Raw genomic sequence first — 26,784 nt, forward strand, 5'->3', positions numbered from 1 at the left:
CATAAAAATAGAGCGCTATTTTGTCTTTACCAAGACAAATGCAAAGGATGCCATGATAAAAATCATATTTTAACCCTTAGATTTAAAGTACCTTACAAGATACTAATCAAACTTAAGCTGTACGGTTATGGGACATTTAGACGTAAAACAACTTAAAAGCCCCAAGGATAAGGCGTTATATATTCGACATCTTATTAGAGATTTAGAGGCCTTAGATATAATGCTTAGAAAAGGTTTAATCGAAAAAGAACCCATAAGAATAGGTGCAGAGCAAGAGTTTTGTGTTACTAACAACAAGTTTTTCCCGAACAACAATAATCTCCAAATTTTGGAAGCCATTGACGACGATCATTTTACGACTGAAATCGGAAAGTATAATCTCGAAATTAATTCAGATCCTCTATTACTAAAAGAAGATTGTTTTTCTAGTCTTCAGCAGCAGCTCCAAGCATTATTAGTAAAAGCAAAAAAAGGAGCCAAAAGCCAAAATTCTAAAGTGATTTTAACAGGTATATTACCAACGTTGCGATTAAAACACATTGCTGACGAATACATGACCGATAGGCCTCGGTACCATGTGTTGAATAATTCTCTAAAATTATCAAGAAGAGAACATTTTCACATCCATATAAAAGGTGTAGACGAACTTAACTTAATTCACGACAACGTTATGCTCGAAGCTTGTAATACAAGCTTTCAAATGCATCTGCAGATTCATCCTGATGAATTTGTAGATAAATATAATTGGGCACAAGCCATAGCGGGCCCTGTCTTAGGCGTGTGCGCAAATTCACCGATTCTTTTTGGACGTGAACTATGGGCCGAAACAAGGATTGCCTTATTTACTCAGAGTATAGATACTAGACGAAATTCATTTATTCATAATGAAAAACAGTCGCGCGTCAGTTTTGGTGCTGATTGGGAAAAGGGAAGTGTCACAGATATATTTAGAGACCATATCTCGAGATTTAGAAGTTTGCTAACCTCAGATGAACATGATGATAGCCTTGAGAAATTAGAAAAAGGTGAAATACCTAAACTTAAAGCCTTGCAACTTCACAACGGAACGGTTTATAAATGGAATCGCGTTTGTTATGGTGTGGGAGGAGGAAAGCCACATCTTAGAATCGAGTGTCGTTATATACCGGCAGGACCAACCTTAACGGATGAAATTGCAAATATGGTGTTTTGGGTAGGCTTAATGCTGGGTCAATCAGAAACATATAGTAAGGTTCACGAAAAGATGAATTTTAAAGATGTTAAGAACAATTTCTTTAAGGCAGCACGTAATGGTATGGAAACACAGTTCAAATGGAACAATAAACTCATATCTGCGCAAGCCCTTATATTAAATGAGCTTTTACCCATGGCTATAAAAGGCTTAGAAAAAGTAAATATCGCATCTGAGGATATTTCAAAATATTTATCTGTTATAGAAGCTCGCGCGAAAACCCATAATGGCTCGCAATGGTTGGTGGATAATTATAGGAATCTTCAAAAAACAAAAACTAATTTTGAGGCACTTCAGAATATAACGGCATACATATATAAACACCAGTTTGGCGATAAAACAGTGGCTGAGTGGGAAATTTTTAACCCAGATGATAATTTAAAAATTGATGAAAGCCGTATAGTTAAGCACAATATGAACACTAACATTTTACTTGTTGATCAAAATGATAGTTTAGAATTGGTGAGTAGTATTATGCAATGGAAAAATATTCACCATTTACCAGTTATAAACAAGAAAAAGGAACTCACTGGATTACTAACCTGGACGGATTTGATTAAACAAGGTGACAAGGATTTAGATATGCGGGTTAAAGATGTTATGACTACTAATTTAATTACCATTACCCAAGAAGCACCATTAAACAAGGCTAAGGATTTAATGCAAAAGCACAAAATCAATTGTTTGCCTGTGGTTAGAAATAAGGAGCTACTTGGAATTATAACCTCAAGGGATTTTTAAAAGATGAACGTAAACCTACGAGAACATATTAAAACTTTAGAAGCCTCAAACCGGGTTTTTCATCATATAAAAGGTAAACAACCAGGAGCTACCGTTGTTTTCTTTGCTGGTATTCATGGTAATGAATTTGCAGGAGTTAATGCACTAAACGCGGTGATGCCACAACTAAATGAAAACATGCTAAGGGGCGAAATCTTTGGTGTTTACGGTAATATTAAAGCGCTAAGGGTTAATAAGCGTTTTATAGATTTAGATCTAAATAGATTATGGACGTCTAGACAACTCCAACAATTAGAAGCAGAAAGCAATCCTGAAAACGAGCTACTGGAGCAAATAGATTTATATAAGTTTATTAAATGCGTACTTGCGTCTACAGACAACCCCATTTACTTTATTGATTTACACACTACATCGAGCAAGACACTCCCTTTTATAACTATTAACGATGCTTTAATTAATCGAAAGTTTTCATCATGCTTTAATGTTCCTGTTGTACTGGGCATTGAGGAATATTTGGAAGGCCCATTGTTAAGTTATCTCAATACTATGGGTTATGTATCTTTGGGCTTTGAATCTGGGCAACACACTGACCCACAGGCTGTAAAAAGCTGTGAAGCTTTTGTTTATTTAGTTTTAAACTATACGGGAAACCTTATTAGGCCTGAACCAAAGAAACTAAACACGTACAAAAATGAACTAAAAACAGCTTCAAGACATATCAACTCTATTTTTGAAGTTATTTATAAGTACCATATTAAACCTGATGAAGACTTTAAAATGTATGGGGGTTTTGAAAGCTTTCAATCTATAAGAAAAGGAACTCTTTTAGCCAATTCAGATGGTGAAGACGTTTATTGTAACTATTCTGCAAAGCTTTTTATGCCACTTTACCAAAAATCAGGAAAAGACGGTTTTTTTATTATTAAGCCCATACCAAGATTCTTTTTGAAACTTTCAGAGCTACTTAGGATGGCAAAAGCAGACCATTTACTCACCTTTCTGCCAGGTATTACATGGTATGATAAAACATCAGGTATATTAAAGGCCAATTTAAAAGTGGCTCGGTTTTTAACAAAATCTATATTCCATTTGTTTGGGTATAGAAATAAGCAAATAGATGAAAGCCACTTATTGCTTTACAACAGAGAACGAGTTGCAAAAAAGGCAATGTATAAAAACGAAACGTGGTATTAAAAAACCGTAGTGGATAAACTACGGTTTTTATGTTTTCTATATCTTGAATATTACTCTACTGTAAAGGTATTATTTTCACGTCTAACATCTGCCATAAGTTGTGATGAATCAATTTCTACTGATTTAATGGTTTTTCCCACATTAAAAGTATAGGTGGGCATTGCCCAGGCCCAATCGTTAATGATAGTTGCAGATGATGGTTTTTCACCACGCATCATTTGTAATGGTATATAAAAATCCTCTGTAGTACCATCTATGTAAGTTACAGAAAGATCTATAGGCATTGGCATTAGGCCAATACGTTCTAGGGTTATTGTATTGCCTTCAACAGACTTTATACCATAATCAATGGTATTCGTAGTTTGGGCAAAGTCGATGAGATACCAATCTAATTCAAAATCCGTAACGCGTTCTGCAGTACGTATAAAATCCATTGGCTTAGGGTGCTTAAAGGCAAAATCATTAAAGTACTTTTTGATTGTTTTCTTTAAATTTTCTTCACCTATCACATAACCTAATTGAGCTATAAATACAGTACCTTTGTTATAAGCTGCTATACCGTAAACCTGATTATACCTGTAACGATCTGCATGAGTTGTTAAGGGCTGTTCATAGCGAGAGTTTGCTAATACTATATAATCTTGATAGGACTCTAATAAAGGATTTTCACTTTTGTTACCACTCAGTTCATTTTCGGCCAACGTAGAAATGTAGCTTGTAAAACCTTCGTCCATCCACTCATGCTTGGCTTCGTTGGTTGCCAATAAAAACTGAAACCAAGTGTGGGCCATTTCGTGCGCTGTAACACCGAGTAAGCTACCATAACTACGCTCTCCAGTAATTAAAGTGCACATAGCATATTCCATACCACCATCCCCTCCTTGGATTACTGAATATTGATCGTAAGGGTAATCACCGATAGCCTCACTAAAATACGTCATGAGCTTAGCAGTATCTGGCTGTAGTTTTTTCCAATTTTCGAGGTATTTTGGATCTAAGGTCTTTTTATAGTAGAAATGTAATTTAGGACCATTGGGCATTTCAAATGTGTCATGGATAAAATCAGGGTCTGCAGCCCAAGTAAAATCGTGAACATTCGGTGCTTTAAAATGAATCGTTTTTTTTCCTTTTTTGGTATTGGTCTCGCTTTGCACATAGCCAGTACCACCAACAACATAATCTTTATCTATGGTAAGTTTAACATCAAAATCTCCCCAAACACCATGAAACTCTCTAGCAATGTATGGATCCGCATGCCATCCTTCATCGTCATATTCAGCCAATTTTGGATACCATTGTGCCATAGAAAGGGCAACACCTTCTTCGTTGTTTCTGCCGGAACGGCGAATTTGAACAGGGACTTGAGCATCAAAATCCATATCAAACGTAACACTTTCGCCCGGTTGAATCGGTTGGTCTAACTTTACTTCAAGTACGGTGCCCACGGTTTCATGAGAGATTGCTTTACCATTTTGTTTTAAAGATTTAACCTTTATATAACCAATCTCATCTGGTTGTAGTTTACTTATGCGATCTGCAATCTTGGGACTAGGGTCTCTAATGGTTCGAGAGCGTACATCCATTTCACTACCTGGTTGAAAGGCATTAAAGTACAAATGGTAATACACTCGAGTAAGAATATCGGGCGAATTGTTAGTATAAACTAATTTTTGTTTGCCCTCATACTGATATGTGTCCACATCCATATCAATCTCCATAGTATAACTCACATGCTGTTGCCAGTAACCGTATGAAGATGTGCTTAAGTTTGGTTTAGTTTTGTTTAATTGTGGTTTTTCTGTTGCAACACAAGACAATGTTAAAACAGTGTAGGTAAGACTTAGAAGCAATTTTTTCATTTTCAAAACTATGTTTAAATCGAAAGGTAACTATCCTAAAAATTTTAGAAGAGTTACCTTTTTATATATTTTGTTTAGACTTATTTGATTTTTGAAGCCATGATTAAAGCGTTAAAAGCATTTGCTATTCTTCCTGTTTTGGATAAATCAGCAAAAGGCTTTACTTTAGACGCATCTCCGCCCACAACGACCTTAGTGGTTAGAGGTAAACCAGATTCTAAAATCACTTGTTTCACCTGGGCAGCAGATAATTTTGGATATTGCGAACGCACTAGAGCCACAATACCAGCAACACCAGGAGCAGCCATAGAAGTTCCGCCTTTAAAATCGTATTCATTCTCAGGAGTTGTAGAATATACAGACGAACCAGGAGCAAAAATATCGACGTTATTTTTTCCGTAATTAGAAAAACCAGAGACCATTTTAGATCCGTAATTTTGAGTTAAAGACCCCACTCTTATATAGTTGTCCGAAACTTCTACAAAGTTGACGTTATCATCTGGAAAGTTTGGTTCTACATCAATATTATTGCTGTCATTGCCGGCAGCATGAACAAAAACAACATCATTGTCACCTGCGTATTTAATCGCATCTCTAACCCATTCACTATGTGGTGAAAATGACTTACCAAAACTACCATTAATAACTTTGGCTCCATTATCTACAGCATAACGTATAGCTAGAGCAACATCTTTATCGTACTCATCTCCGTTAGGGACAACACGAAGCGCCATTATTTCTACATTGTTGGCCACGCCATTTGCACCTAAACCATTGTTGCGTTCTGCAGCAATAATACCAGCAACATGTGTACCATGGGATTCTGATTTTTTTACATGTTTCACATTACCATTCCCATAACCAACATCTGATAAATCATTGATGTCATCATTGGTTGTTCTTCCGGAAAAGTTAATGTTTAAATTATAATTTAAGCGCTCATTTATAGATTCTAATGCCTCTTTTATTTCTTTTTTAGCATCTGCCATAGAATTAATCCCGTTGTTATACATATATTGTGCAATGCTCTTAGCTTGTTGTACAGCTGGGTCTTCAGAAGTTATAGCTTCAACATCTTCTTTGGTATAATCACTTTTACCTGTAGCCTTAACTAAGGTTTCATCGGCAGAGATAACTTGCTGATAAATTTGATCATATTGTGTTTTACGACCGGTCCACTTCTCGTATTCCGAGGCCTGTAAAGCAACAGCTTCTTCGTATCTTGGACTAGACGTGTCTTTTGTGGCAATCATTCGCACATACTCTAATTGCTCATTATAAGCATCGCCTAAAAAATTCCAACCATGAATATCGTCAACATAACCGTTTTTATCGTCGTCTTTACCATTATTAGGAATTTCATCTTCATTTGTCCAAATAACGTCATCTAAATCTTCATGATCTATGTCTATACCAGAATCGATTACTGCTACGATGACTTTCTTACCTTTTTTACCTTTAATAACTTCTTCGTAAGCTCTATCTACAGCCATTCCAGGAACGGTGTCTCTTTCAAGATCGAGATGTCCCCAATTTTTCTTTTCAGCGTCTGTTAATTCAGTAACTTTTAAAGGAGACGTGTCGATGTTTTCTATTGGCGTAGATAAAATATCTGCTGTACCACCACAGCCCGCAAAAAGAGCCGCAGACATAAATAGGTACGCTAAAGGTCTAATGTTAAATTTCATGTGTTGATGTTTAGTTTAATTAAATATATCATTAGAAGTATAAACTTCATTTATTCTAACACCCTTTTCGGTGTGTTTTACTGTTATAATTTCGTTATGGGCATCGTGTTCCAAAAAAAGATAAAAATTATGATCAGCTGCCATATTTAAAAACAGTTCTTTTTCATCTAATGTCAGTAAAGGTCTAGTGTCATAACCCATAACAAAAGGCAGAGGAAGATGCCCAACCGTTGGTAATAAATCGGCCATAAAACAGATGGTTTTCCCTTTGTATTCAATCATAGGAACCATTTGTTTATCCGTATGACCATCTGCAAAAAAGATATCAAAACCTAAAGCCGAATTTTTTAGAATCTGATCATCTGGCAGTGATGTAAATTTTAACTGACCACTGTCCTCCATTGGTAATATGTTTTCTTTTAAGAAAGAGGCCTTTTCTCTTCTGTTAGGTTCTGTTGCCCATTTCCAATGGTCAGCATTGCTCCAAAAATGTGCATTTTTAAAAGCTGGCTCATAACCTGTCCGGTCTTTATTCCACTGAATACTACCTCCACAATGGTCAAAATGAAGATGTGTCATAAACACATCAGTAATGTCATCTCTATGAAAACCATATTTGGCCAGCGACTTGTCAAGAGTGTCATCGCCCCAAAGATAGTAGTAACTATAAAATTTGTCACTTTGTTTATTTCCCATTCCGGTATCGATTAAAATTAAACAATCGCCATCTTCGATTAGCAAACAACGTGCAGCAATATCTATCATATTATTGTTGTCTGCAGGGTTGGTGCGTTGCCAAAGTGACTTAGGAACTACTCCAAACATGGCTCCGCCATCAAGCTTAAAATTACCAGCGTTAATAGGATATAAATTCATAGTCACGCAATTTACCAAATTAGCTTGTAATAGAGAATAGCCTTTAGAATTTATTATGATTTTTCCGATTATAAAAAAAAGGCTATTTTCGGAATGTTATAAAAACGATTTACATGGTAGAATTAGCGGGTATTATCATTTTGGGAATTTTAGCACAATGGGTAGCTTGGAAGTTTAAAATTCCAGCCATTTTACCGCTGATTCTTATTGGTTTGTTGGTAGGACCAATTGCTGCTGAGTTTATAAATGACGACGGTTCCAAATGGATTGAACCTATCTGGAACGGCAAAAAAGGACTATTTCCTGGCGAAGGGTTATTCTATTTTGTGTCATTGGCGATTAGTATCATCCTATTTGAAGGAGGGCTCACGCTAAAGCGAAGTGAAATTAAAAATGTTGGTCCAGTCATAACCAAGTTAATCACAGTTGGTGCCACTGTTACTTTCTTAGGCGGCGCAGTATTAGCACATTATTTGTTTGACCTCAGTTGGGATTTGTGCTTTTTATTTGCTGGATTAATTATTGTCACAGGGCCAACCGTAATAACCCCAATTTTGAGAAATATTCCATTAAAACGCGATGTTTCTACGGTTTTAAAATGGGAAGGCATATTAATAGATCCCATAGGCGCATTAGTAGCCGTTTTGGTTTTTGAATTTATTTCGGTTGAAGGAGGTGCTGGTTTTACAAGGACGGCGTTAGTAGAGTTTGGTAAAATCATTCTTTTTGGAACCACCTTTGGATTTACTTTTGCCCATGCTCTTGTTTTTGCCATCAATAAAAAATTTATTCCTCACTATCTTCTAAATGTAGCATCATTATCCGTGGTGCTATTGGTTTTTATCGAGTCTGAAATTTTTGCTCACGAATCAGGACTGCTGGCTGTAGTTGTGATGGGTATGGTTATTGGAAACAGCAAGTTAGACAATATTAAAGAGTTACTTTATTTTAAGGAGTCCTTAAGTGTATTATTAATTTCCATTCTCTTCATTTTATTGGCGGCAAACATTAATTACCAAGATTTAATGTTGCTGTATCGATGGGAAACCTTGGCTTTATTCTTAGCCGTGGTATTGGTCATAAGGCCATTGGCAGTATTTATTAGCGCACAAGGATCTACATTGAGAGCAAATGAAAAACTATTTATTAGTTGGGTAGGACCGAGAGGTATTGTTGCTGCTGGTATTGCCTCGCTTTTTGGAAGCAAATTAAGAGCAGAAGGGGTTGCGGGTGCAGAATACATTACACCTCTGGTGTTTATGATAGTTTTAGGAACTGTACTTTTAAATGCTACTACGGCACGTCTTTTTGCTAAAATATCAGGTGTTTTTCTAACAAAATCAGAAGGAATTTTAATAATTGGTGCGTCGAGGGTTTCTCGTATTGTAGCACAATACCTCGTGGATAACGGAAGACACGTGGTCTTGGTGGACAGTAACCAAAACAATGTAAGCGAAGCACAAAAAATGGGTATTGAAGCACATACTGAGAACATTTATTCAGAAACAATGAAAGACAACGTTGAATTTAGTGATATTGGTTATCTTTTGGCCCTAACTGGAAATGCTGATATAAACCGTTATGCGGTTGAAAAGTATGGTGCTCAATTTGGGGAAAATGGCTCTTTTAGACTCGCCTCCAAAGCTGAATTGGAAAATAGCTCTATCTCACCGGAAGACGGTGTATTTACCTTGTCAGATGATTTTAACAATCTTATGGAGGTCACTGAAGCCTACCCTGAGATGAATGAAGTGGCGATAAAGGATTTAGAATCTTACAATACGATTCTAAAACAAATAAAAAATGATAAAGACCAAATCCCTTTATTTCTCAAAACGAGTAAAGGCGAAATACATATAATTCCTTCCTTGGATGATGATGTTGAGAAAGAAATTGACGCTAAAAGCCGTTTGGTCTATCTCGGTAAAAAAGTTTCAGATTAGTCATTAAGCTTTAAAACGGCCATAAATGCTTGCTGAGGTATTTCTACATTACCAACTTGGCGCATCCGTTTCTTACCTTTTTTCTGTTTTTCAAGAAGTTTACGCTTACGAGAAATATCACCACCGTAACACTTTGCGGTGACATCTTTACGAAGAGCCTTAATCGTTTCTCTTGCTATTATCTTAGCACCAATAGCAGCCTGTACAGGAATGTCAAATTGTTGTCTTGGGATGAGTTCTTTAAGCTTTTCGGTCATCTTTTTCCCAATCGTATAGGCATTATCGGCATGTACTAAGGCAGAAAGCGCATCAACCGTTTGTGAGTTTAACAAGATATCTACTCTAACTAATTTAGAAGCTCGCATACCTATCGGCGAATAATCAAAAGAGGCATAGCCTTTAGAGACTGTCTTTAGTCGATCATAAAAATCGAAAACAATTTCAGCTAACGGCATATCAAAGCTTAATTCTACGCGCTCTGTCGTCAAATACGTTTGATTGGTGATTTGCCCGCGCTTTTCAATACAAAGGCTCATTACAGGACCTACAAAATCAGACTTGGTAATGATAGTGGCCTTAATGTAAGGTTCTTCAACACGATTCAAAGTTGAAGGCTCTGGCAAATCTGAAGGGTTATTTACTATAACAACCTCATCAGGGTTTTTATTTGTAAATGCGTGGTAGCTTACGTTAGGCACGGTTGTTATGACCGTCATATCAAACTCCCGCTCTAAGCGTTCTTGTATAATCTCTAAATGAAGCATACCCAAGAACCCACAGCGGAACCCAAAGCCTAGAGCAGCTGAGCTTTCAGGCTGAAACACCAAGGAAGCGTCATTTAATTGAAGTTTTTCCATCGAAGCACGCAGTTCTTCATAGTCTTCGGTATCTACGGGATAAATTCCGGCAAAAACCATTGGCTTAACGTCCTCAAAACCAGAGATGGCATTTTTAGTTGTCACTTTAGCATCGGTAATAGTATCTCCCACCTTGACTTCGCGAGCATCTTTTATTCCGGTGATTAAGTACCCTACGTCACCCGCTTTAATCTCTTGTTTTGGAACTTGTTTTAACTTTAACGTCCCAACTTCATCAGCAAAATAGCTTTTGCCTGTATTTATAAATTTTATGTTTTGCCCTTTTTTAATAGAACCGTTAATGACCCTAAAGTAGGTTTCCACACCTCTAAAAGGATTGTATACGGAGTCAAAAATAAGGGCCTGTAAAGGCTCGTCTGCATTTCCTTGTGGCGCAGGAATACGCTCTATAATTGCTTCCAAAATATCTTCAACCCCAAGACCTGTTTTTCCACTAGCCGGAATAACTTCAGAGGGGTCACATCCTAGAAGGTCAACAATGTCATCGGTTACTTCTTCGGGATTTGCGCTTGGTAAATCTATCTTATTCAAAATAGGAATGATCTCTAAATCATTTTCTAAGGCCAAGTATAAGTTTGAAATTGTTTGTGCCTGTATACTTTGTGCGGCATCTACAATAAGTAACGCCCCTTCACAAGCCGCAATAGAACGAGATACTTCGTATGAAAAATCCACGTGGCCCGGAGTGTCAATTAGGTTAAGAATATACTGCTCGCCTTTGTATGTATATTCCATCTGAATGGCATGAGACTTTATGGTGATACCACGTTCGCGTTCTAGATCCATACTATCCAGCAACTGATCTTGCTTTTCTCTCTCGGTTACAGAGCCTGTAAAATCTAATAACCGATCGGCAAGTGTACTTTTTCCGTGGTCTATATGTGCAATGATGCAAAAATTGCGAATGTTCTTCATCTCTCTTTTTCTAAGGCAACATTAAGTGTGCAAATATAATCGAATTCTTATGCTTTGATGCAAGAAAAAATACAATTAGACATTAGTGAAGTGCGGAAAAACCACATCACCAAGTAAAAAACAATGTTTATATTGCGCGAACAAAGCTAACGAATGATTACACACCTACGATCTTGTTTAAGTATAATTATTTTTGCACTGTCTTTTAATGTTTTTGCCCAGAACTTTTCCATTTTAGGAAAGGTGGTTGATAGCGAAAACCAGCCGATAGGCTTAGCCAATGTTGTTCTACTTCAGGGTGAAGAAAAGCAGTTTTTAATAGGAACGTCTACAGACGATAATGGTTATTTTAATTTGGTTAATTTAAACGAGGACACCTATTACCTTAGAGTTAGTTTTATTGGGTTACAAGAGTTTGAGCAGAAAATAATCCTTACAGGAAATTTGGATTTAAAAACTATTAGGCTTGAAGAAACACCCGAAAGCTTAGATGAGGTTACGGTGGTTGCCAAAAAACCAACTATAACCCGTAAACCAGACCGTTTAGTATTTAATATTGAAAACACACCATTGATAGAGGGTACCACTTTGGCCGTCCTAAAAAGTACACCAGGTGTTATTGTAAGCGAAGAAGGAATTAACATTAAAAGCGCTGCAGCGACAGTTTACATTAATGAACGACGAGTTCAGTTGAGTTCAAGCGAGTTGATGCAATTACTGGAAAGTGCTCCAGCGAATAGTATAAAATCGATTGAGGTTATCACTAATCCACCAGCTAGTTATGATGCAGATAGTGGTTCGGTAATCAATATTGTAATGAGCAACAATTTAGTAACCGGTTATAGAGGAAGTGTTCAAACTAATTATACCCAAGGGGTTTTTCCACGTTACAACGCTGCCACAAGCCATTATTTTAAAAATGACAAAATCAATCTCAATCTAAACTACAGCTATACCAATCAAAAAATAAATAGAGATCAGGATAATACGGTTAATTATTTTGATAATAATGGCGATATTAATGAAGTTTGGAAATCTAATGTCAACAGAAACACGTGGTCAGAAATACACAACCTTAATCTAAGTTTTGATTATTTTATTGACGAAAGAAACACATTAAGCCTTACAAGTTCAGGGTTGTATACACCATATTTCAAGTATAGGTTAAAAAACACAACAAATATTTTTGATGAGGATAACAACTTTTTGTCAAGCTTTGATGCGGATAATCTATCTCTGGATGACAAGTACAATATAGGCACAGATGTGATATTTAAGCACGAATTTAAAAATAAATCTAGCCTCACTTTTAATGGCCATTTCACAATTTATGACTATAAACGAGATCAAAGTGTTTTTCAAGATGAACCATTAGATATTAACGACTCTGAATTTAGAACCATAGCAAACCAGGATACTCAAATAATAACCGGTAAACTGGATTATCGGTTACCAATTGATGAAACTTCAAGCTTTGAGGCAGGCGTAAAATACTCCTTTGTTAATACCGAAAGTGATATCACTAGATTAGATATCATCAATGGAATAGAGGTTATTAACAACAATAATACGGATGCTTTTAATTATGATGAAAATGTTTTTGCAGCGTACACCAATTTTAATAAGTCTTGGGATAAGTGGGACTTAAATATTGGGTTAAGAGCTGAGCAAACCAATATTGAAGGACGATCAGTGTCTTTAAGCGAAATAAATAAGCAAGACTATCTTAACTGGTTTCCAAACGTGAGCATATCCCACAATTTGCATGATAACATGAGTGTTTATGGAAGCTACAAACGAAGCATTACAAGGGCAAGTTATACAGATTTAAATCCGTTTACCTTTTTCTTAAACGAAAACACCATAGTACTAGGTAACCCTAATCTTGTACCATCATATAGAGATCATTATGTAATAGGAACTAATTTTTTAGAACATTTTACGGTTGAGGCGTATTACATGAATTATGATGGTGATATAGTAGAACTTCCAAGACAGAATAATGAAACCAATATCATTGCTTACACGCCAACCAATTTAGATAAGAAAACAGAGTATGGGTTTGATTTTTCATTTGACTATTATCCAACAAACACTTGGAACCTTTACTTTGTAACGTCGTTTTATAACATTACGGAAGAATCAAATTTTGGAGAGGGTTTTGTAGAGCAGAGTCAATGGTCTAACTACAGTTCATTTAACAACAGCCTTTCTTTGCTAGAAGATAGAAGTCTAAATATTAATTTGGCCATTTATTGGATTGGAAAAAACCTTCAGCAGTTTCAGGTTATAGAAGATCGCTTAGCTTCTGAACTTAGTGTGTCAAAAACAATTCTTAAAAGAAAAGGGGTTATATCCTTATCTGTTTCAGATATGTTTAACGATCAGGATTTTTTTAGTGCCACAAGGTACCTGAACCAATCCAGTAGTAGTTTTGTAGATGTAGACAACAGATTTGTAAAGCTCGGTTTCAGTTATAAGTTTGGCAACACTAAGCTAAGCACTAACGAACGTTCGACGACTGCTGAAGAGCGTGATAGACTCAAAGACTTCAATTAATCCTGCCACTCGGCAATAAACAAATTGGTATCCCTAGTGCCACCGTTGTTACGATTAGATGAAAAAATCAAATATTTACCGTCATTAGAAAAAACCGGAAACGCCTCAAATGTTTTGCCGTGTGTTATTCGCTTAATGTTTTTACCGTCGATGTCTATCATGTAAAGATTAAAGGGAAAACCTAAGTCACTTTCAAAATTTGAAGAAAACAATATCTTTTCGCCGCTTGGATGAAAAAAGGGACTCCAATTAGCTTTACCCAAATGGGTTAACTGGCGCATACCGCTACCATCAGCATTACAGATAAACAGCTCCATATCGCTTGGTTCTACCAAGCCTTTTGCCAAAAGCTCTTTATATTCCTTCTGATCTTGCTCTGTTTTGGGACGGGATGCTCTAAAGATGATTTTACTACCATCTGGAGAAAAGAAAGCTCCACCATCATAACCAAGCTCATTTGTAATTTGCTTTACATCGGTGCCATCTAAGTTCATGGTGTACAATTCCAAATCTCCACTTCTAGTCGAGGTAAAAACTATTTTATCTCCTTTTGGTGAAACCGTAGGTTCAGCATCATAACCATCTTCATGAGTCAATTGTTTTACAATATTGCCTTCCAAATCAGCAACAAAAATATCATAGCTATCGTAGATTGGCCAAATATACTTGCCGTTCTCTTTTTCTGGAACTTCAGGGCAGTCGTCACCACCTAAATGTGTAGAAGCGTAGATAATATGTTTATTATCTGGCAAAAAATAAGAACAGGTTGTTCTTCCCTTTCCCGTGCTTATCATAGGCGGTGCAATGCTATCTGTAAATGTTTCATCAGCATTCATTAAAAACATTTGATCGCAATTGACACCCCATTTTTGATTATTAGATTGAAATATAATTTGCTTATCATCAAAACTCCAGTAAGCTTCGGCATTATCGCCACCATAAGTCACTTGTCTCAGGGATTTAAAGTTTTTTTCTTCCGGATATATTAGAGATTCGCTCATGTCTGTAGCCCCAGAATAGGCATCGTTACCAGACTCTTTTTCTTCATTTTTACACGATAAAATTAAAACACCTAAAATAAGGACAACAGTAAGTCTCTTCATGTTTTTTTGAATTATTATATGTGGCTATTAATACTTAATTTTGCAAAAATAAGACTTAGTGATGAAAAAAATAGTGTTTTTAGTGCTTTTAGCATTTGCCTTTGCCTGTAAGAAAGAAGCGAGGGTTGCAGACAACAAAATAAAGGAAGATGTTTACTTTTTAGCAGACGATAAACTTGAAGGCCGCCAAACTGGGACCGAGGGCGAAAGGAAAGCATCAGAATATTTGGTAAAACGATTTAAGGAAATTGGGTTAGAGCCCAAAGGGACCGAAGGGTTTTTGCAATCGTTTTCATTTAAACCAAAAACAGACCCACACAAGGAGGTTGAATTCACGACTAATGCAGACAGCACGATAACTGGTAATAATGTGATAGGTTACATCAATAACAATGCAGAAACCACCATTGTCATTGGAGCGCATTATGACCATTTGGGTTATGGTGGAGAGGGGTCACTATATAGAGGTGAGGAAAAGGCGGTGCACAATGGGGCCGATGACAACGCTAGTGGAGTCGCAGTGCTTTTAAATTTAGCTGAGAGACTAAAAATTAAGAACGAAAACACTGATATAAAAGATAAAAATAATTATCTATTTATGGCTTTTTCAGGAGAAGAAATGGGCTTACTTGGCTCTAATTATTTTTCTAAGAACCCAACGATATCGGCCAAGTCCATAAACTATATGATTAATATGGATATGGTTGGTCGTCTAAAGGCAGATAGTACACTTGCGGTTTATGGAGTGGGGACTTCACCATTGTTTAAACAAACCATTAAGGCCCACAACAATAAATTCAAACTTATTGAAAACGAAAGCGGAGTTGGCCCAAGTGACCACACGTCCTTTTATCTAATAGACATTCCGGTATTGCATTTTTTCACAGGTCAGCACGAAGATTACCATAAACCAGCTGATGATTCAGACAAACTGAATTATGAAGGAATGAATCTTATTTCAGACTATATATTTGATATCATTTCGGATTTGGATGATAACGGGGAATTAGCGTTCAGGAAAACAAAAAATGAAAGCGAGGAAACTCCACGATTTAAGGTTGGTTTAGGAGTGGTACCAGATTATCTGTATGACGGAGAGGGTATGCGTATTGACGGTACTCGAGAGGACACTCCAGCTTTTAATGCAGGCTTACAAAAGGGAGATGTTGTTGTGAAATTAGGAGATAGTACAGTAACAGATATGATGAGTTATATGCGCGCACTATCGGTTTTTGAAAAAGGGGATGAAGCTGCTATTACTGTAAAACGAGGTGAGCGGACCATAGACACAAAGGTCAATTTTTAGATCATTATTTAGTGCTTGTGATTGAAAAGAATTTTTAGTTGTACATTTATCTCAACTAGATTAATTTAAAAAATGAAAAAACTAACGATACTCCTATGCTTATTTACACTTTTCTTTGCCTTTACTTGTGAAAATGAGCCCTTGGATTTTGATTCAGAATCTACTCAAACGGAAACAGAGCTATTGGGAGACTGGGATTTAGTAGAATTTGATGTGTCGGTCAGCAGCACAACAAACTTTCAAGGGCAGGAGTTTACTTCAGATGTACAAATCTTAAGTATTGATGAAAACTACACATTAAGCTTTACAGCAGGCAACTACAGTACTTCGGGAGGTTACACTCTCACAGCCGATGTTATAACAAACGGAGTTGAAGTTTCTGGAGAGCCCTATAGTATCGAAAATATTACAGGTTCTGGTAGCTATTCTGTTAATGGCAATGAAATGATTGTTGATGGTTCATTTTTTGAATTCACTTTTGACGGTATAGACCTATCTCAGTTTCAAGGTGAGCAAACCACCGATTTTCAGGTCTCAGTTGATGGTCAAACATTAACTTTTTTTCAAAACGAAACAACCAATGAGACAGATGCCACTACTGGCATTACTACTACAAATGTAATAGTCTCCTCTTCTGTTTGGACTAGACAATAGCCATAATGAAAAATAAAGCAATAATCACCAAAATAAACTTAGTAATTTCGGTAATTGTTGTGATACCAGCAGCGCTTATCTATGGATTCGATTTAACCGATTTCCTAAATTTAAACCCATCAACGTTAGATGAGAAAAGCTTTTATAAAGCTATAATGGGCATATACCTCACCTTTTCATTATTATGGATTTGGGGTGTTTTTAAGAGTCAACTCCTCGCTACTGCATTAATTTCAAATATGGTATTTATGCTAGGCTTAGGTTTAGGGAGAGCCATAAGCATAGTTTTGGATGGCCCACCTTCTATGATTTATCTTGTGGGTACAGTAGGCGAATTAGTTTTAGGCCTTTATGGATTATGGATTTTAAATAGTAAGTATTGTAAAAAGATGTAATTTTGCACCAAAATTTTAGACTTGGTTAAAATAGGCGATATAGAATTAGGTGAGTTTCCATTGCTTTTAGCACCAATGGAGGATGTAAGTGATCCGCCTTTTAGGGCCTTGTGTAAAGAGCAAGGTGCTGATGTGGTTTATACTGAATTTGTCTCTAGTGAAGGCCTTATTCGTAATGCGGCAAAAAGCGTTATGAAACTAGATATCTATGAAAAGGAGCGTCCTGTTGGTATTCAGATTTTCGGCGCTAACATGGAAAGTATGCTACAAACCATAGATATTGTCGAAAAGTCTAATCCAGACATAATAGACATTAATTTTGGTTGTCCTGTTAAAAAGGTGGTTTCTAAAGGAGCTGGTGCGGGAATCCTAAAAGACGTCTGTCTCATGGAGCAACTCACAGCAGAAATGGTAAAACGTACCAATTTGCCTGTAACTGTAAAAACCAGATTGGGTTGGGATCACGATTCAATAAAAATTGTTGAGGTAGCAGAGCGATTGCAAGATGTGGGTTGCAAAGCTATAGCCATTCATGGTCGTACAAGAGCCCAAATGTATAAAGGCAATGCCGACTGGAAACCAATAGCAGAAGTAAAGAACAACCCTAGAATGCACATTCCCGTGTTTGGCAATGGAGATGTAAACACACCAGAACGAGCTGTTGAGATGCGAGATGAGTATGGTCTTGATGGTGCCATGATTGGTAGAGCTACTATTGGAAATCCGTGGTTTTTTAAGCAGGTAAAGCACTACTTTAAAACTGGAGAACATTTACCACCAATTTCTATGCAAGAACGTGTAGAAGCAGCGCGTCGTCATTTGCAAATGTCTATAGATTGGAAAGGGGAGAAGCTTGGTGTTTTTGAAACTAGAAGGCACTACACAAACTACTTTAAAGGCATACCCAACTTTAAAGATTATCGCATGAGAATGGTAACCAGCGACCATTCAAAAGATGTATTTGAGACCTTTGATGAGGTGCTGGATAAATTCGGTGATTACCAGTTTGCTTAAGATTGAATGAGCTTCTTAGTTATTCGTTGTGAGGCTATACGAGAGGCCAATATACCGAGTACAACGATTGTTACCAACACTAAAATGATGTTAAAGCTATTTAACCTTACGGGATAGGGTAATTCGGGTGTTAGCATAACCAAATCAAACTGTTGTTGAAAAAAGACGATTAAAAACCCAATAAACACACCAATTATTCCACTTATGACGGTCATTAAGCTACCTTGCCAAAAGAAAATAGACTTAATCGATTTTGGCTCCGTTCCCAAGTTAAATAATGTATTTAGAGATTTTTTCTTATCTAAAATCATCATAATTATAGCCCCAATAATATTAAACAAAGCGATTATAATAACTAGAGTGAAAATGAGATAGATAGCAAGGTTTTCGGTGTTTAACATTTTGAACAATGCGTCATTCAGTTGTTCTCTGTTTTTAATAATAAATCTATTGCTAAAGACGGTATTTAATTTGTCTCTAACCTCTTCTTCATCAATGTCAGGATTCAATTTTATTTCAAGAGCACTTATCTGATTTTCATTATAGTTTAACAACTGTTTTGCTAGTGAAATATCAGAAAACACATATTTATCATTCAGTTCTTCATTAATATCAAATAAACCAACATTATTAACATAAACGGCATTATAAGCCCCTTTGATAGAGCTGATTTGACCTTTTCCGGGTTTGGGCACATACAACGACAAGGATTTCCTGAAATCTAAAATACCAAAAGAGAGGTTATGGGAAATTCCCCAGCCAGAAACAACTTCGTTGCTATTTAGTGTAAGCCAATATCCTTTACTGACCATTGAGTCTACATGCGTTACATTAAGAAAATTGGAATCTACACCTTTTAGTGTGGCAATTAAGTTTTTATTTTCAGACTTTATAATGATCCGTTCTTCTATCACTTCAGAAAAAGAAGAGATACCCTTAATGTTTTTTAATTGTTTTTTATCAACTTCAGAAAATGAAAAGGACTTACCATCGGCAGGAAGTAATTTTAGGTCTGGGTCTACAAAAGATGAAAATTGAAGGCTATAATCCTTCAAGCCCGCAAAGACGGAAAGGACAATAAATAAGGCAGCTGAAGCAATAATTACTCCTACTGAAGCAATCAAGGTCATAATATTTATAGCATTACTGCTGCTCTTTGAAAACAGGTAGCGCTTTGCTATATATAACGGAAAATTCACTTACGATTTTTTACGCTTATCCAAAAGGTCTGTATTGTCAAGAGGGTTGTCACCTTGTTTAAGAGAACGCTCTATACCGTCAATATATTCTAAGGAGTCATCAATAAAAAACTCCAATTGAGGCATACGTCTAAGCTGATGTCGCGTGCGCTGAGATAATTCGTGTCTAATTAAAGGGGTGTTAGATCTTATGCCCTCTAACAATTCCTTAGCTTCTTTATTGGGAAAAATACTAAGATAAACCTTAGCAATAGACAGGTCTACAGTAACATTAACCTTAGATACAGAAATAATAACACCCTTTAATCCACCAGAAGACGCTGCACGTTGAAGCACTTCTGCTAAATCTTGTTGTAAAATGCCCGCTATTTTCTTTTGTCTATTACTTTCCATAGTGCAAAAGTAGATGATATTTAAAGATTATGGTATTTTTATATAACAAAAATCATACATTCCTCCTGAAGGAATTCTTTTCTTTGTTTAAAGATTAAATTAATAAAAATGAAAAAAATAGAACATATAGGTATCGCTGTAAAAGATATTGAAAAATCTAACGACATATTTAAAGTGTTATTTGACGAAGCCCACTATAAGATAGAAGATGTAGAAAGTGAAGGCGTAAAAACATCTTTTTTTAAATGCGGCCCCAATAAAATCGAATTGCTTCAAGCCACCAATAGCGACAGTCCAATAGCTAAGTTTATTGAAAAAAAGGGGGAGGGGATTCATCACATAGCATTTGCTGTTGATAATATTGAAGAAGAGATTAAAAGGTTGACAAAACAAGGGTTTGAAATGATTCATAAAACACCCAAAAAAGGAGCGGATAACAAATTAATAGCTTTTTTACATCCCAAATCTTCAAACAGTGTTTTAGTTGAATTATGCCAAGATATTAGAGATTAAAATTCTTGTAGAGTTTTAAAATATATAGTAATATTGCAAACTCTTTTATAGAGAAATATTTGGATAACACCAATGGGTCCTATAACTCAGTTGGTTAGAGTATCTGACTCATAATCAGAAAGTCCCTGGTTCGAGCCCAGGTGGGACCACAAAAAGCCTCTCAATTTTGAGAGGCTTTTTTGTTTTACGACGAGATTTAACCGATTTAAATCTATGGAGAGGCTTTAATTGAAAGGGAATAAATATTATATTTGCGTTAAATGTTTATGGTATTTTGTGCGTATCTTCCCTAAATTAAGCACATTTTAAGCATTTCATCGACAATATTTACCGTTCAAAGACGTTTTTTAATCGAAATTATTTTGTTAGATTGGTTTTTTTTATACATTTACACCACAACTTTTAGCATGCAAAACAAAAAAATGTTGGCCTCAATCTTATTTTTTTTCATAGGTTTTGTCTCTATGGCACAGGGAGCTACACCACCTCCGCCTAATCCACCGCCACCGCCAGGCCTTCCAATAGATGACCATTTATTGGTGCTTTTAGTATTGGCTTTAAGTTATGGGGTGTATAAAGCCTTTAAGATATCTACAAAAAAAGTCTAATACCTTAATTCGTTAAGACGCTTCACATATTTTCCAATAACATCAAACTCTAGGTTTACCCTGTCACCTACCTTGAGATATTTAAAAGTAGTATGTTGGTATGTATATGGAATAATAGCTACAGAAAATTCACTTAGCTTTGAGTTAACAACAGTTAAGCTAACTCCGTTTATAGTGATTGAGCCTTTTTCAATAGTGATATTATTTTGGTCTTGATTATACTTAAAAGTAAATAACCAACTTCCATTTTCCTCGAGTATAGATGTACATTCTGCGGTTTGGTCCACATGTCCCTGCACAATATGGCCATCAAGGCGATCACCTAATTTCATGGCGCGTTCTATATTTACTGCATCTCCCTTCTTTAATTTCCCAAGATTTGTTTTATCTAAGGTTTCCTTAATAGCAGTAACGGTATAGTCATCACCATCAATAGAAACAACAGTTAAACAAACACCATTGTGTGCCACGCTCTGGTCTACTTTAAGTTCAGTAGTGATAGATGTAGATACATTAATATGAAGATTATCACCTTCATTTTCAAGATTCTTAATAATTCCTAAATCTTCAATTATACCGGTAAACATAGTATACGCTTTATTTAGTTAAATTTGTATTTGCAAAGTTAAGGACACAAGTGAATTCCTTTGCTCGTTTTAATAAAAATTTACATAATTGTATATGAAGAAAGAAGAAAAGGTTGTTGTGGGCATTTCGGTTGGAGACCTAAATGGTATTGGACCGGAGATAATTATAAAAGCCTATGAAGACAATAGATCTTTGGAGCTAAGTACGCCCGTAATATTTGCCTCAGGAAAAACCATGCAGTTTTTTAAAACTCATTTCAACAGCAAAATAAACTTTTTCAACATTGATGATGTAAAGAATTTAGTGCACGGAAAAGTGAATGTTGTTAACGTTTGGAAGGAACCTGTTAAAGTTGAATTCGGGAAAGAGGATAAAAATATTGGCGAATATGCTATAAAATCTCTCGAGGCTGCAACAAAGGCCATAAAAAACGGTTTGGTTGATGTGTTGGTTACTGCTCCCATAAATAAGCATAATATTCAATCGGAAAAGTTTAACTTTCCAGGTCACACGAACTATTTAGCAAAAGAGTTAGATGGCAAAAGTCTCATGTTTATGGTTTCAGGAAACTTAAGGGTTGGACTCCTTACGGATCACGTACCACTTAAGGATGCCGCAAATCACATTACTGAAGATCTCATAAGAGAGAAAATAGAAATTGTAAAAACATCTCTGATACAGGATTTCGGAATAAGTAAACCTAGGGTTGCTGTGTTAGCTATTAATCCACACGCTGGGGACAGCGGAGTTATTGGCAATGAAGATGACATCGTTTTAAGACCTGCCTTAGAAAAAATTAGAGAAGAGGGCACATTAGTATATGGACCGTATTCCGCAGATAGTTTTTTTGGATCCAATAATTACAAAAACTTTGACGCTGTAATTGCGTCCTACCATGATCAAGGACTTATTCCGTTCAAAACCATTGCTTTTGGTGCAGGTGTAAATTATACTGCAGGTCTAAGTAAGGTTAGGACATCACCAGATCACGGTACGGCATACGAAATTGCAGGGAAAGGAAAAGCAGACGAAAACTCTTTTGTGCAAGCTATTTACACTGCTATAAAAATTTTTAAAAACAGAAAGGAATATAATATCTATTCAAAAAATCCGCTTAAAAAAGCATCAAAATAGATATTAACAAAATTTGTTGATATCCAAGCTTTAAATAACTAAAATTTTATATATTTGCAGGCTCAAAATGAGTGTGGTAATGAAGGAATTAAAAGAATTTACAATCCAATTTGTTGGGTTAAAAGCGGGAGAACACAGTTTTGAGTATAATATAGACAATACGTTCTTTCATAATTTTGAATATGATGAATTTAACGAAGTTGATGTAAAAGTTGACCTTAAACTCGTTAAGAAGTCTACATTATTAGAATTGTTTTTTGATGCTTCGGGATGTGTAAACGTAAATTGTGATGTCACAAACGAACCCTACGACCAAAACATCGAAGACAAATTTAAACTTGTGGTTAAATTCGGCACTGAATATAATGATGAGAATGAAGATATCTTAATTATACCACATGGTGAATATGAGATTAATGTTGCTCAATACATCTATGAGCTCATTATTTTGGCAGTACCGGCAAAGCGCGTTCACCCAGGTATAGAAGACGGAACATTAAAATCAGACATTCTTTCAAAATTAGAAGAATTGACACCCAAAGCGGGCGAAAATAACAAAACAAATGAGGGCACGGATCCTCGTTGGAATAATTTAAAAAAACTATTAACGGATAAATAACATTAAAAATGGCACATCCTAAACGTAAAATATCTAGAACAAGAAGAGATAAAAGAAGAACACATTACAAAGCTTCTGTACCTCAAATAGCTACATGCCCAACAACTGGTGAGCCACACTTATACCATAGAGCGCATTGGCACGAAGGAAAATTATATTACAGAGGTCAGGTACTTATAGACAACTCTGCTGAAGAAGAAAACGCAGCATAACTATTATGCACGCATATAATAAAACGCTCACTTGTGGGCGTTTTTTTTATTTTAATTTTCTGAATAAGTGAAAAACCACTTAATTTGCATAATTATTTGCCAAAAAATGCTAAAAACTGAATAAAAACCATTCATTTTTGCCATTTTTCAATACTTTTAATTAATCTAAAAGCTAATAATGAGTAAAATCACAGCGGCAATAACAGCTGTCGGAAGCTATCTTCCAGACTATGTGCTTTCTAATAAGATTTTAGAAACCATGGTAGACACTAATGACGAATGGATTACAACGCGCACAGGAATAAAAGAGCGAAGAATCCTTAAGGAAGAAGGTAAAGGAACATCATTTTTAGCAATCAAAGCTGCTGAAGACTTAATTAGAAAAACGGATTTAGATCCAAGAGAGATAGATTTAGTTATCGTCTCTACAGCAACGCCGGACATGAAAGCGGCTTCAACCGCAGCTTATACGGCAACACAAATAGGTGCCGTGAATGCGTTTTCTTATGATTTAGAAGCGGCATGTTCAAGTTTTCTTTTCGGAATGTCTACCGCTGCAGCCTATATTGAATCAGGTCGTTATAAAAAAATACTTTTAATTGGAGCGGATAAGAATTCATCTTTCATTAATTATAAAGATAGAGCTACCTGTATCATTTTTGGTGATGGAGCTGGGGCTGTTTTATTTGAGCCAAACGATGAAGGTTTGGGCTTGCAAGATGAAATCTTAAGAAGTAATGGCGAGGGTCGAGAATTTTTACAAGCCACTTACGGTGGGTCGTCTTACCCAATTACCCAAGAGGCCTTTGACCAAGGAAAACATTATGTATTTCAAGATGGAAGAACAGTATTTAAAAACGCTGTTTTTAATATGGCTGATGTTGCAGAACGCATATTAAAAAGAAACAACTTAACAAACACGGATATTGCTTGGTTGGTAGCCCATCAAGCTAATAAGAGAATTATTGATGCTACTGCACAACGCATTAACCTAGAACCAAACAAAGTAATGATGAATATAGAGAAGTATGGAAACACGACTTCTGCAACATTACCATTGTTACTTAATGACTATGAGTCCCAACTAAAAAAAGGTGATAATTTAATATTTGCAGCCTTTGGAGGTGGATTTACATGGGGATCAATTTATTTTAAATGGGCCTATAACCCAAACTAATCGCTAACTAACAAAAATATCTAAATACTATGGATTTAAAAGAAATTCAGAACTTAATAAAGTTTGTTGCCAAATCTGGCGCAAGTGAAGTTAAGTTAGAAATGGATGATGTTAAAATAACAATTAGAACAGGTTCGGAAAACGAAACCACTATTGTTCAACAAGTACCTGTTCAAGCCGCTGCACCAGTTGTACAGCAGGCACCAGCACCAGCAGCAACACCCGCTCCTGAAGCACCAGCACCAGCAGCTACACCTGCTAGTGATGATTCAAAATATATTACGGTTAAATCTCCTATTATTGGAACGTTTTACCGTAAACCAGCACCTGACAAACCAGTTTTTGTTGAGGTAGGTACAGATATTAAAGAAGGAGATGTATTGTGTGTAATTGAAGCAATGAAGTTGTTTAACGAGATTGAATCTGAAGTTTCAGGTAAAATAGTAAAAGTCTTAGTAGATGATTCCTCTCCTGTAGAGTTTGACCAACCGTTGTTTTTAGTAGACCCATCTTAATATAAATCCCAATTTTCAATTTTTAAATTCCAATAGATAATTATGGAGTTTAGCTTTTGAATATTGAAAATTTGAAGAGTTTATGTTTAAAAAGATTTTAATTGCAAATAGAGGCGAAATAGCACTTCGTGTTATCAGAACCTGTAAGGAAATGGGCATTAAGACGGTTGCTGTATACTCAACTGCAGATGCAGACAGTCTTCATGTTAAATTTGCTGACGAAGCAGTTTGTATCGGTCCTGCGCCAAGTAGTGAGTCCTATCTTAAGATTTCAAACATTATAGCTGCAGCAGAAATAACAAATGCAGATGCTATTCACCCAGGATATGGTTTCCTCTCTGAGAATGCTAAATTTTCTAAAATATGCGAAGAGCATGGTATTAAGTTTATTGGAGCTTCAGAAGAAATGATCGCAAAGATGGGTGATAAGGCGACGGCAAAGGCTACAATGAAAGCCGCTGGTGTGCCTTGTGTCCCAGGAAGTGAGGGTATTATTAAAGACTTTGAGGAGTGTGAAAAAATAGCAAAAAAGATAGGTTATCCAGTAATGTTAAAAGCTACTGCCGGTGGTGGTGGAAAAGGAATGCGTGCAGTTTGGAAACCTGAAGACCTTAAAGCAGCTTGGGAGTCTGCTAGACAAGAATCTAAAGCAGCCTTTGGAAACGATGATATGTACATGGAAAAGCTTATTGAAGAACCAAGACATATCGAAATTCAAATAGTTGGCGATTCTAGAGGTAAAGCTTGCCATTTGTCTGAAAGAGACTGTTCAGTGCAGAGAAGACATCAAAAACTTACCGAAGAGGTGCCTTCACCATTTATGACTGACAAGCTGAGAGATAAAATGGGTAAGGCAGCTGTAAAAGCCGCAGAATACATTAAATATGAAGGTGCAGGTACAGTAGAATTTCTTGTAGACAAGCATAGAAATTTTTACTTTATGGAAATGAATACACGTATTCAGGTAGAGCATCCCATCACGGAGCAAGTAATAGATTTTGATTTAATTAGAGAGCAAATATTAGTGGCTGCCGGTGTACCAATTTCTGGCAAAAACTATACTCCAAACCTGCATTCAATAGAATGTAGAATTAATGCGGAAGACCCATTTAATGACTTTAGGCCTTCGCCTGGAAAGATTACAACATTACATGCACCAGGCGGTCATGGAGTTCGCTTAGATACTCATGTTTATGCAGGTTACAGTATTCCTCCTAATTATGATTCTATGATAGCGAAGCTCATAACAACAGCACAAACAAGAGAAGAGGCGATCAATAAAATGAAACGTGCCCTGGATGAATTCGTAATAGAAGGCATAAAAACAACGATTCCTTTTCATAGGCAGTTAATGGAACATCCAGATTATTTGGCAGGTAATTATACCACTAAATTTATGGAGGACTTCAAGATAAAGGAAGAACAAGAATAAAAAAAGCCAAGCATCCATGCTTGGCTTTTTTTATTGAA

At 36.1% G+C, this 26,784-nt stretch carries 24 protein-coding genes and 1 tRNA gene; 17 read left to right on the plus strand and 8 right to left on the minus strand.

From position 1 onward, the window contains the following. Nucleotides 1-127 precede the first annotated feature (127 nt). The gene (locus ACFQ1K_RS11585; RefSeq protein ID WP_320554586.1) at nt 128-1,972 is read left to right on the plus strand and encodes a CBS domain-containing protein; all 1,845 of its coding nucleotides are present in this window, start codon (nt 128-130) and stop codon (nt 1,970-1,972) included. Between the two features lie 3 nt (nt 1,973-1,975). After that, nucleotides 1,976-3,166, plus strand: a complete 1,191-nt coding sequence (locus ACFQ1K_RS11590) for a succinylglutamate desuccinylase/aspartoacylase family protein (protein ID WP_320554585.1) — start codon at nt 1,976-1,978, stop codon at nt 3,164-3,166. A 50-nt stretch (nt 3,167-3,216) separates the two neighbouring features. Here the strand turns inward: ACFQ1K_RS11590 and ACFQ1K_RS11595 are convergent, their stop codons facing one another. From ACFQ1K_RS11595 to ACFQ1K_RS11605, 3 genes are all read right to left on the minus strand, one after another. Further along, nucleotides 3,217-5,025 carry a M1 family metallopeptidase gene (locus tag ACFQ1K_RS11595; protein WP_320554584.1) on the minus strand — a complete coding sequence of 603 codons (1,809 nt, stop codon included), beginning with the start codon at nt 5,023-5,025 and terminating at the stop codon, nt 3,217-3,219. Between the two features lie 80 nt (nt 5,026-5,105). Then, nucleotides 5,106-6,713: a S8 family peptidase gene (locus ACFQ1K_RS11600; protein ID WP_320554583.1), complete on the minus strand. Its 1,608-nt coding sequence runs from the start codon at nt 6,711-6,713 to the stop codon at nt 5,106-5,108. 15 nt (nt 6,714-6,728) lie between these two features. Continuing rightward, the gene (locus tag ACFQ1K_RS11605) at nt 6,729-7,589 is read right to left on the minus strand and encodes an MBL fold metallo-hydrolase (RefSeq protein ID WP_320554582.1); all 861 of its coding nucleotides are present in this window, start codon (nt 7,587-7,589) and stop codon (nt 6,729-6,731) included. A gap of 113 nt (nt 7,590-7,702) precedes the next feature. Between ACFQ1K_RS11605 and ACFQ1K_RS11610 the strand changes: the two genes are divergently transcribed. After that, complete coding sequence (locus tag ACFQ1K_RS11610) at nt 7,703-9,532, plus strand: cation:proton antiporter (protein WP_320554581.1); 1,830 nt, start codon at nt 7,703-7,705, stop codon at nt 9,530-9,532. On the opposite strand, the gene lepA is transcribed toward ACFQ1K_RS11610, so the two are convergent. Further along, nucleotides 9,529-11,325 carry a translation elongation factor 4 gene (lepA, locus tag ACFQ1K_RS11615; RefSeq protein WP_320554580.1) on the minus strand — a complete coding sequence of 599 codons (1,797 nt, stop codon included), beginning with the start codon at nt 11,323-11,325 and terminating at the stop codon, nt 9,529-9,531. The two genes, ACFQ1K_RS11610 and lepA, sit on opposite strands and share 4 nt — an antisense overlap. Before the next feature lie 153 nt (nt 11,326-11,478). Here lepA and ACFQ1K_RS11620 point away from each other — a divergent pair, with 153 nt between their 5' ends. Continuing rightward, a complete protein-coding gene (locus ACFQ1K_RS11620) occupies nt 11,479-13,884 on the plus strand; it encodes an outer membrane beta-barrel family protein (protein ID WP_320554579.1) in 2,406 nt (801 codons plus the stop codon). Here the strand turns inward: ACFQ1K_RS11620 and ACFQ1K_RS11625 are convergent. After that, nucleotides 13,881-14,987 carry a TolB family protein gene (locus ACFQ1K_RS11625; protein ID WP_320554578.1) on the minus strand — a complete coding sequence of 369 codons (1,107 nt, stop codon included), beginning with the start codon at nt 14,985-14,987 and terminating at the stop codon, nt 13,881-13,883. The two genes, ACFQ1K_RS11620 and ACFQ1K_RS11625, sit on opposite strands and share 4 nt — an antisense overlap. Before the next feature lie 61 nt (nt 14,988-15,048). Here ACFQ1K_RS11625 and ACFQ1K_RS11630 point away from each other — a divergent pair, with 61 nt between their 5' ends. From ACFQ1K_RS11630 to dusB, 4 genes are all read left to right on the plus strand, one after another. Continuing rightward, nucleotides 15,049-16,293, plus strand: a complete 1,245-nt coding sequence (locus ACFQ1K_RS11630; protein ID WP_320554577.1) for a M28 family peptidase — start codon at nt 15,049-15,051, stop codon at nt 16,291-16,293. 72 nt (nt 16,294-16,365) lie between these two features. After that, the gene (locus ACFQ1K_RS11635) at nt 16,366-16,947 is read left to right on the plus strand and encodes a hypothetical protein (RefSeq protein ID WP_320554576.1); all 582 of its coding nucleotides are present in this window, start codon (nt 16,366-16,368) and stop codon (nt 16,945-16,947) included. Nucleotides 16,948-16,952: 5 nt separating this feature from the next. Next, the gene (locus ACFQ1K_RS11640; protein WP_320554575.1) at nt 16,953-17,342 is read left to right on the plus strand and encodes a DUF4345 domain-containing protein; all 390 of its coding nucleotides are present in this window, start codon (nt 16,953-16,955) and stop codon (nt 17,340-17,342) included. Nucleotides 17,343-17,363: 21 nt separating this feature from the next. Then, a complete protein-coding gene (gene dusB, locus ACFQ1K_RS11645; protein ID WP_320554574.1) occupies nt 17,364-18,356 on the plus strand; it encodes a tRNA dihydrouridine synthase DusB in 993 nt (330 codons plus the stop codon). On the opposite strand, the gene ACFQ1K_RS11650 is transcribed toward dusB, so the two are convergent. Together ACFQ1K_RS11650 and rbfA are read right to left on the minus strand one after the other, a co-directional pair. Further along, entirely contained in the window at nt 18,353-19,555 is a 1,203-nt protein-coding gene (locus ACFQ1K_RS11650; protein ID WP_320554573.1) for an FtsX-like permease family protein, read from the minus strand. The genes dusB and ACFQ1K_RS11650 overlap by 4 nt on opposite strands. Then, nucleotides 19,556-19,948, minus strand: coding sequence for a 30S ribosome-binding factor RbfA (gene rbfA, locus ACFQ1K_RS11655; protein WP_320554572.1), 393 nt, complete (start codon nt 19,946-19,948; stop codon nt 19,556-19,558). It abuts the gene before it with no gap. Between the two features lie 108 nt (nt 19,949-20,056). Here rbfA and mce point away from each other — a divergent pair, with 108 nt between their 5' ends. From mce to ACFQ1K_RS11670, 3 genes are all read left to right on the plus strand, one after another. Further along, a complete protein-coding gene (gene mce / locus ACFQ1K_RS11660; protein ID WP_320554571.1) occupies nt 20,057-20,461 on the plus strand; it encodes a methylmalonyl-CoA epimerase in 405 nt (134 codons plus the stop codon). Nucleotides 20,462-20,536: 75 nt separating this feature from the next. Further along, a tRNA-Ile gene (locus ACFQ1K_RS11665) sits at nt 20,537-20,610 on the plus strand. 258 nt (nt 20,611-20,868) lie between these two features. Continuing rightward, entirely contained in the window at nt 20,869-21,069 is a 201-nt protein-coding gene (locus tag ACFQ1K_RS11670) for a hypothetical protein (RefSeq protein WP_320554570.1), read from the plus strand. Here ACFQ1K_RS11670 and ACFQ1K_RS11675 read toward each other — a convergent pair. Next, nucleotides 21,066-21,656 carry a riboflavin synthase gene (locus tag ACFQ1K_RS11675; RefSeq protein ID WP_320554569.1) on the minus strand — a complete coding sequence of 197 codons (591 nt, stop codon included), beginning with the start codon at nt 21,654-21,656 and terminating at the stop codon, nt 21,066-21,068. The genes ACFQ1K_RS11670 and ACFQ1K_RS11675 overlap by 4 nt on opposite strands. Before the next feature lie 94 nt (nt 21,657-21,750). Here ACFQ1K_RS11675 and pdxA point away from each other — a divergent pair, with 94 nt between their 5' ends. From pdxA to accC, 6 genes are all read left to right on the plus strand, one after another. Next, the gene (pdxA, locus tag ACFQ1K_RS11680; RefSeq protein WP_320554568.1) at nt 21,751-22,791 is read left to right on the plus strand and encodes a 4-hydroxythreonine-4-phosphate dehydrogenase PdxA; all 1,041 of its coding nucleotides are present in this window, start codon (nt 21,751-21,753) and stop codon (nt 22,789-22,791) included. 79 nt (nt 22,792-22,870) lie between these two features. Continuing rightward, the gene (locus tag ACFQ1K_RS11685) at nt 22,871-23,410 is read left to right on the plus strand and encodes a YceD family protein (protein ID WP_320554567.1); all 540 of its coding nucleotides are present in this window, start codon (nt 22,871-22,873) and stop codon (nt 23,408-23,410) included. Nucleotides 23,411-23,418: 8 nt separating this feature from the next. Then, entirely contained in the window at nt 23,419-23,622 is a 204-nt protein-coding gene (rpmF, locus tag ACFQ1K_RS11690) for a 50S ribosomal protein L32 (RefSeq protein ID WP_320554566.1), read from the plus strand. A gap of 178 nt (nt 23,623-23,800) precedes the next feature. Then, complete coding sequence (locus ACFQ1K_RS11695; protein WP_320554565.1) at nt 23,801-24,799, plus strand: beta-ketoacyl-ACP synthase III; 999 nt, start codon at nt 23,801-23,803, stop codon at nt 24,797-24,799. A 29-nt stretch (nt 24,800-24,828) separates the two neighbouring features. Continuing rightward, nucleotides 24,829-25,314, plus strand: a complete 486-nt coding sequence (gene accB, locus ACFQ1K_RS11700; RefSeq protein WP_320554564.1) for an acetyl-CoA carboxylase biotin carboxyl carrier protein — start codon at nt 24,829-24,831, stop codon at nt 25,312-25,314. Nucleotides 25,315-25,396: 82 nt separating this feature from the next. Continuing rightward, on the plus strand, nt 25,397-26,746 hold the full coding sequence (gene accC, locus ACFQ1K_RS11705; RefSeq protein WP_320554563.1) for an acetyl-CoA carboxylase biotin carboxylase subunit: 1,350 nt from the start codon (nt 25,397-25,399) through the stop codon (nt 26,744-26,746). Nucleotides 26,747-26,784: the final 38 nt, after the last annotated feature.

This window comes from Winogradskyella aquimaris (assembly GCF_042676105.1).
GTDB lineage: Bacteria > Bacteroidota > Bacteroidia > Flavobacteriales > Flavobacteriaceae > Winogradskyella > Winogradskyella aquimaris.

What these genes read in the sequence shown, in the direction of transcription:
- ACFQ1K_RS11610 (WP_320554581.1), top strand. Translation starts at nt 7,703, where the DNA reads ATGGTAGAATTAGCGGGTATTATCATTTTGGGAATTTTAGCACAATGG.
- ACFQ1K_RS11600 (WP_320554583.1), bottom strand. Translation starts at nt 6,713, where the DNA reads ATGAAATTTAACATTAGACCTTTAGCGTACCTATTTATGTCTGCGGCT.
- ACFQ1K_RS11595 (WP_320554584.1), bottom strand. Translation starts at nt 5,025, where the DNA reads ATGAAAAAATTGCTTCTAAGTCTTACCTACACTGTTTTAACATTGTCT.
- ACFQ1K_RS11640 (WP_320554575.1), top strand. Translation starts at nt 16,953, where the DNA reads ATGAAAAATAAAGCAATAATCACCAAAATAAACTTAGTAATTTCGGTA.
- ACFQ1K_RS11675 (WP_320554569.1), bottom strand. Translation starts at nt 21,656, where the DNA reads ATGTTTACCGGTATAATTGAAGATTTAGGAATTATTAAGAATCTTGAA.
- ACFQ1K_RS11695 (WP_320554565.1), top strand. Translation starts at nt 23,801, where the DNA reads ATGAGTAAAATCACAGCGGCAATAACAGCTGTCGGAAGCTATCTTCCA.
- ACFQ1K_RS11590 (WP_320554585.1), top strand. Translation starts at nt 1,976, where the DNA reads ATGAACGTAAACCTACGAGAACATATTAAAACTTTAGAAGCCTCAAAC.
- ACFQ1K_RS11685 (WP_320554567.1), top strand. Translation starts at nt 22,871, where the DNA reads ATGAAGGAATTAAAAGAATTTACAATCCAATTTGTTGGGTTAAAAGCG.
- accB (WP_320554564.1), top strand. Translation starts at nt 24,829, where the DNA reads ATGGATTTAAAAGAAATTCAGAACTTAATAAAGTTTGTTGCCAAATCT.
- accC (WP_320554563.1), top strand. Translation starts at nt 25,397, where the DNA reads ATGTTTAAAAAGATTTTAATTGCAAATAGAGGCGAAATAGCACTTCGT.
- rbfA (WP_320554572.1), bottom strand. Translation starts at nt 19,948, where the DNA reads ATGGAAAGTAATAGACAAAAGAAAATAGCGGGCATTTTACAACAAGAT.
- ACFQ1K_RS11585 (WP_320554586.1), top strand. Translation starts at nt 128, where the DNA reads ATGGGACATTTAGACGTAAAACAACTTAAAAGCCCCAAGGATAAGGCG.
- ACFQ1K_RS11630 (WP_320554577.1), top strand. Translation starts at nt 15,049, where the DNA reads ATGAAAAAAATAGTGTTTTTAGTGCTTTTAGCATTTGCCTTTGCCTGT.
- ACFQ1K_RS11670 (WP_320554570.1), top strand. Translation starts at nt 20,869, where the DNA reads ATGCAAAACAAAAAAATGTTGGCCTCAATCTTATTTTTTTTCATAGGT.
- ACFQ1K_RS11635 (WP_320554576.1), top strand. Translation starts at nt 16,366, where the DNA reads ATGAAAAAACTAACGATACTCCTATGCTTATTTACACTTTTCTTTGCC.
- rpmF (WP_320554566.1), top strand. Translation starts at nt 23,419, where the DNA reads ATGGCACATCCTAAACGTAAAATATCTAGAACAAGAAGAGATAAAAGA.
- ACFQ1K_RS11620 (WP_320554579.1), top strand. Translation starts at nt 11,479, where the DNA reads ATGATTACACACCTACGATCTTGTTTAAGTATAATTATTTTTGCACTG.
- ACFQ1K_RS11605 (WP_320554582.1), bottom strand. Translation starts at nt 7,589, where the DNA reads ATGAATTTATATCCTATTAACGCTGGTAATTTTAAGCTTGATGGCGGA.
- pdxA (WP_320554568.1), top strand. Translation starts at nt 21,751, where the DNA reads ATGAAGAAAGAAGAAAAGGTTGTTGTGGGCATTTCGGTTGGAGACCTA.
- lepA (WP_320554580.1), bottom strand. Translation starts at nt 11,325, where the DNA reads ATGAAGAACATTCGCAATTTTTGCATCATTGCACATATAGACCACGGA.
- mce (WP_320554571.1), top strand. Translation starts at nt 20,057, where the DNA reads ATGAAAAAAATAGAACATATAGGTATCGCTGTAAAAGATATTGAAAAA.
- ACFQ1K_RS11625 (WP_320554578.1), bottom strand. Translation starts at nt 14,987, where the DNA reads ATGAAGAGACTTACTGTTGTCCTTATTTTAGGTGTTTTAATTTTATCG.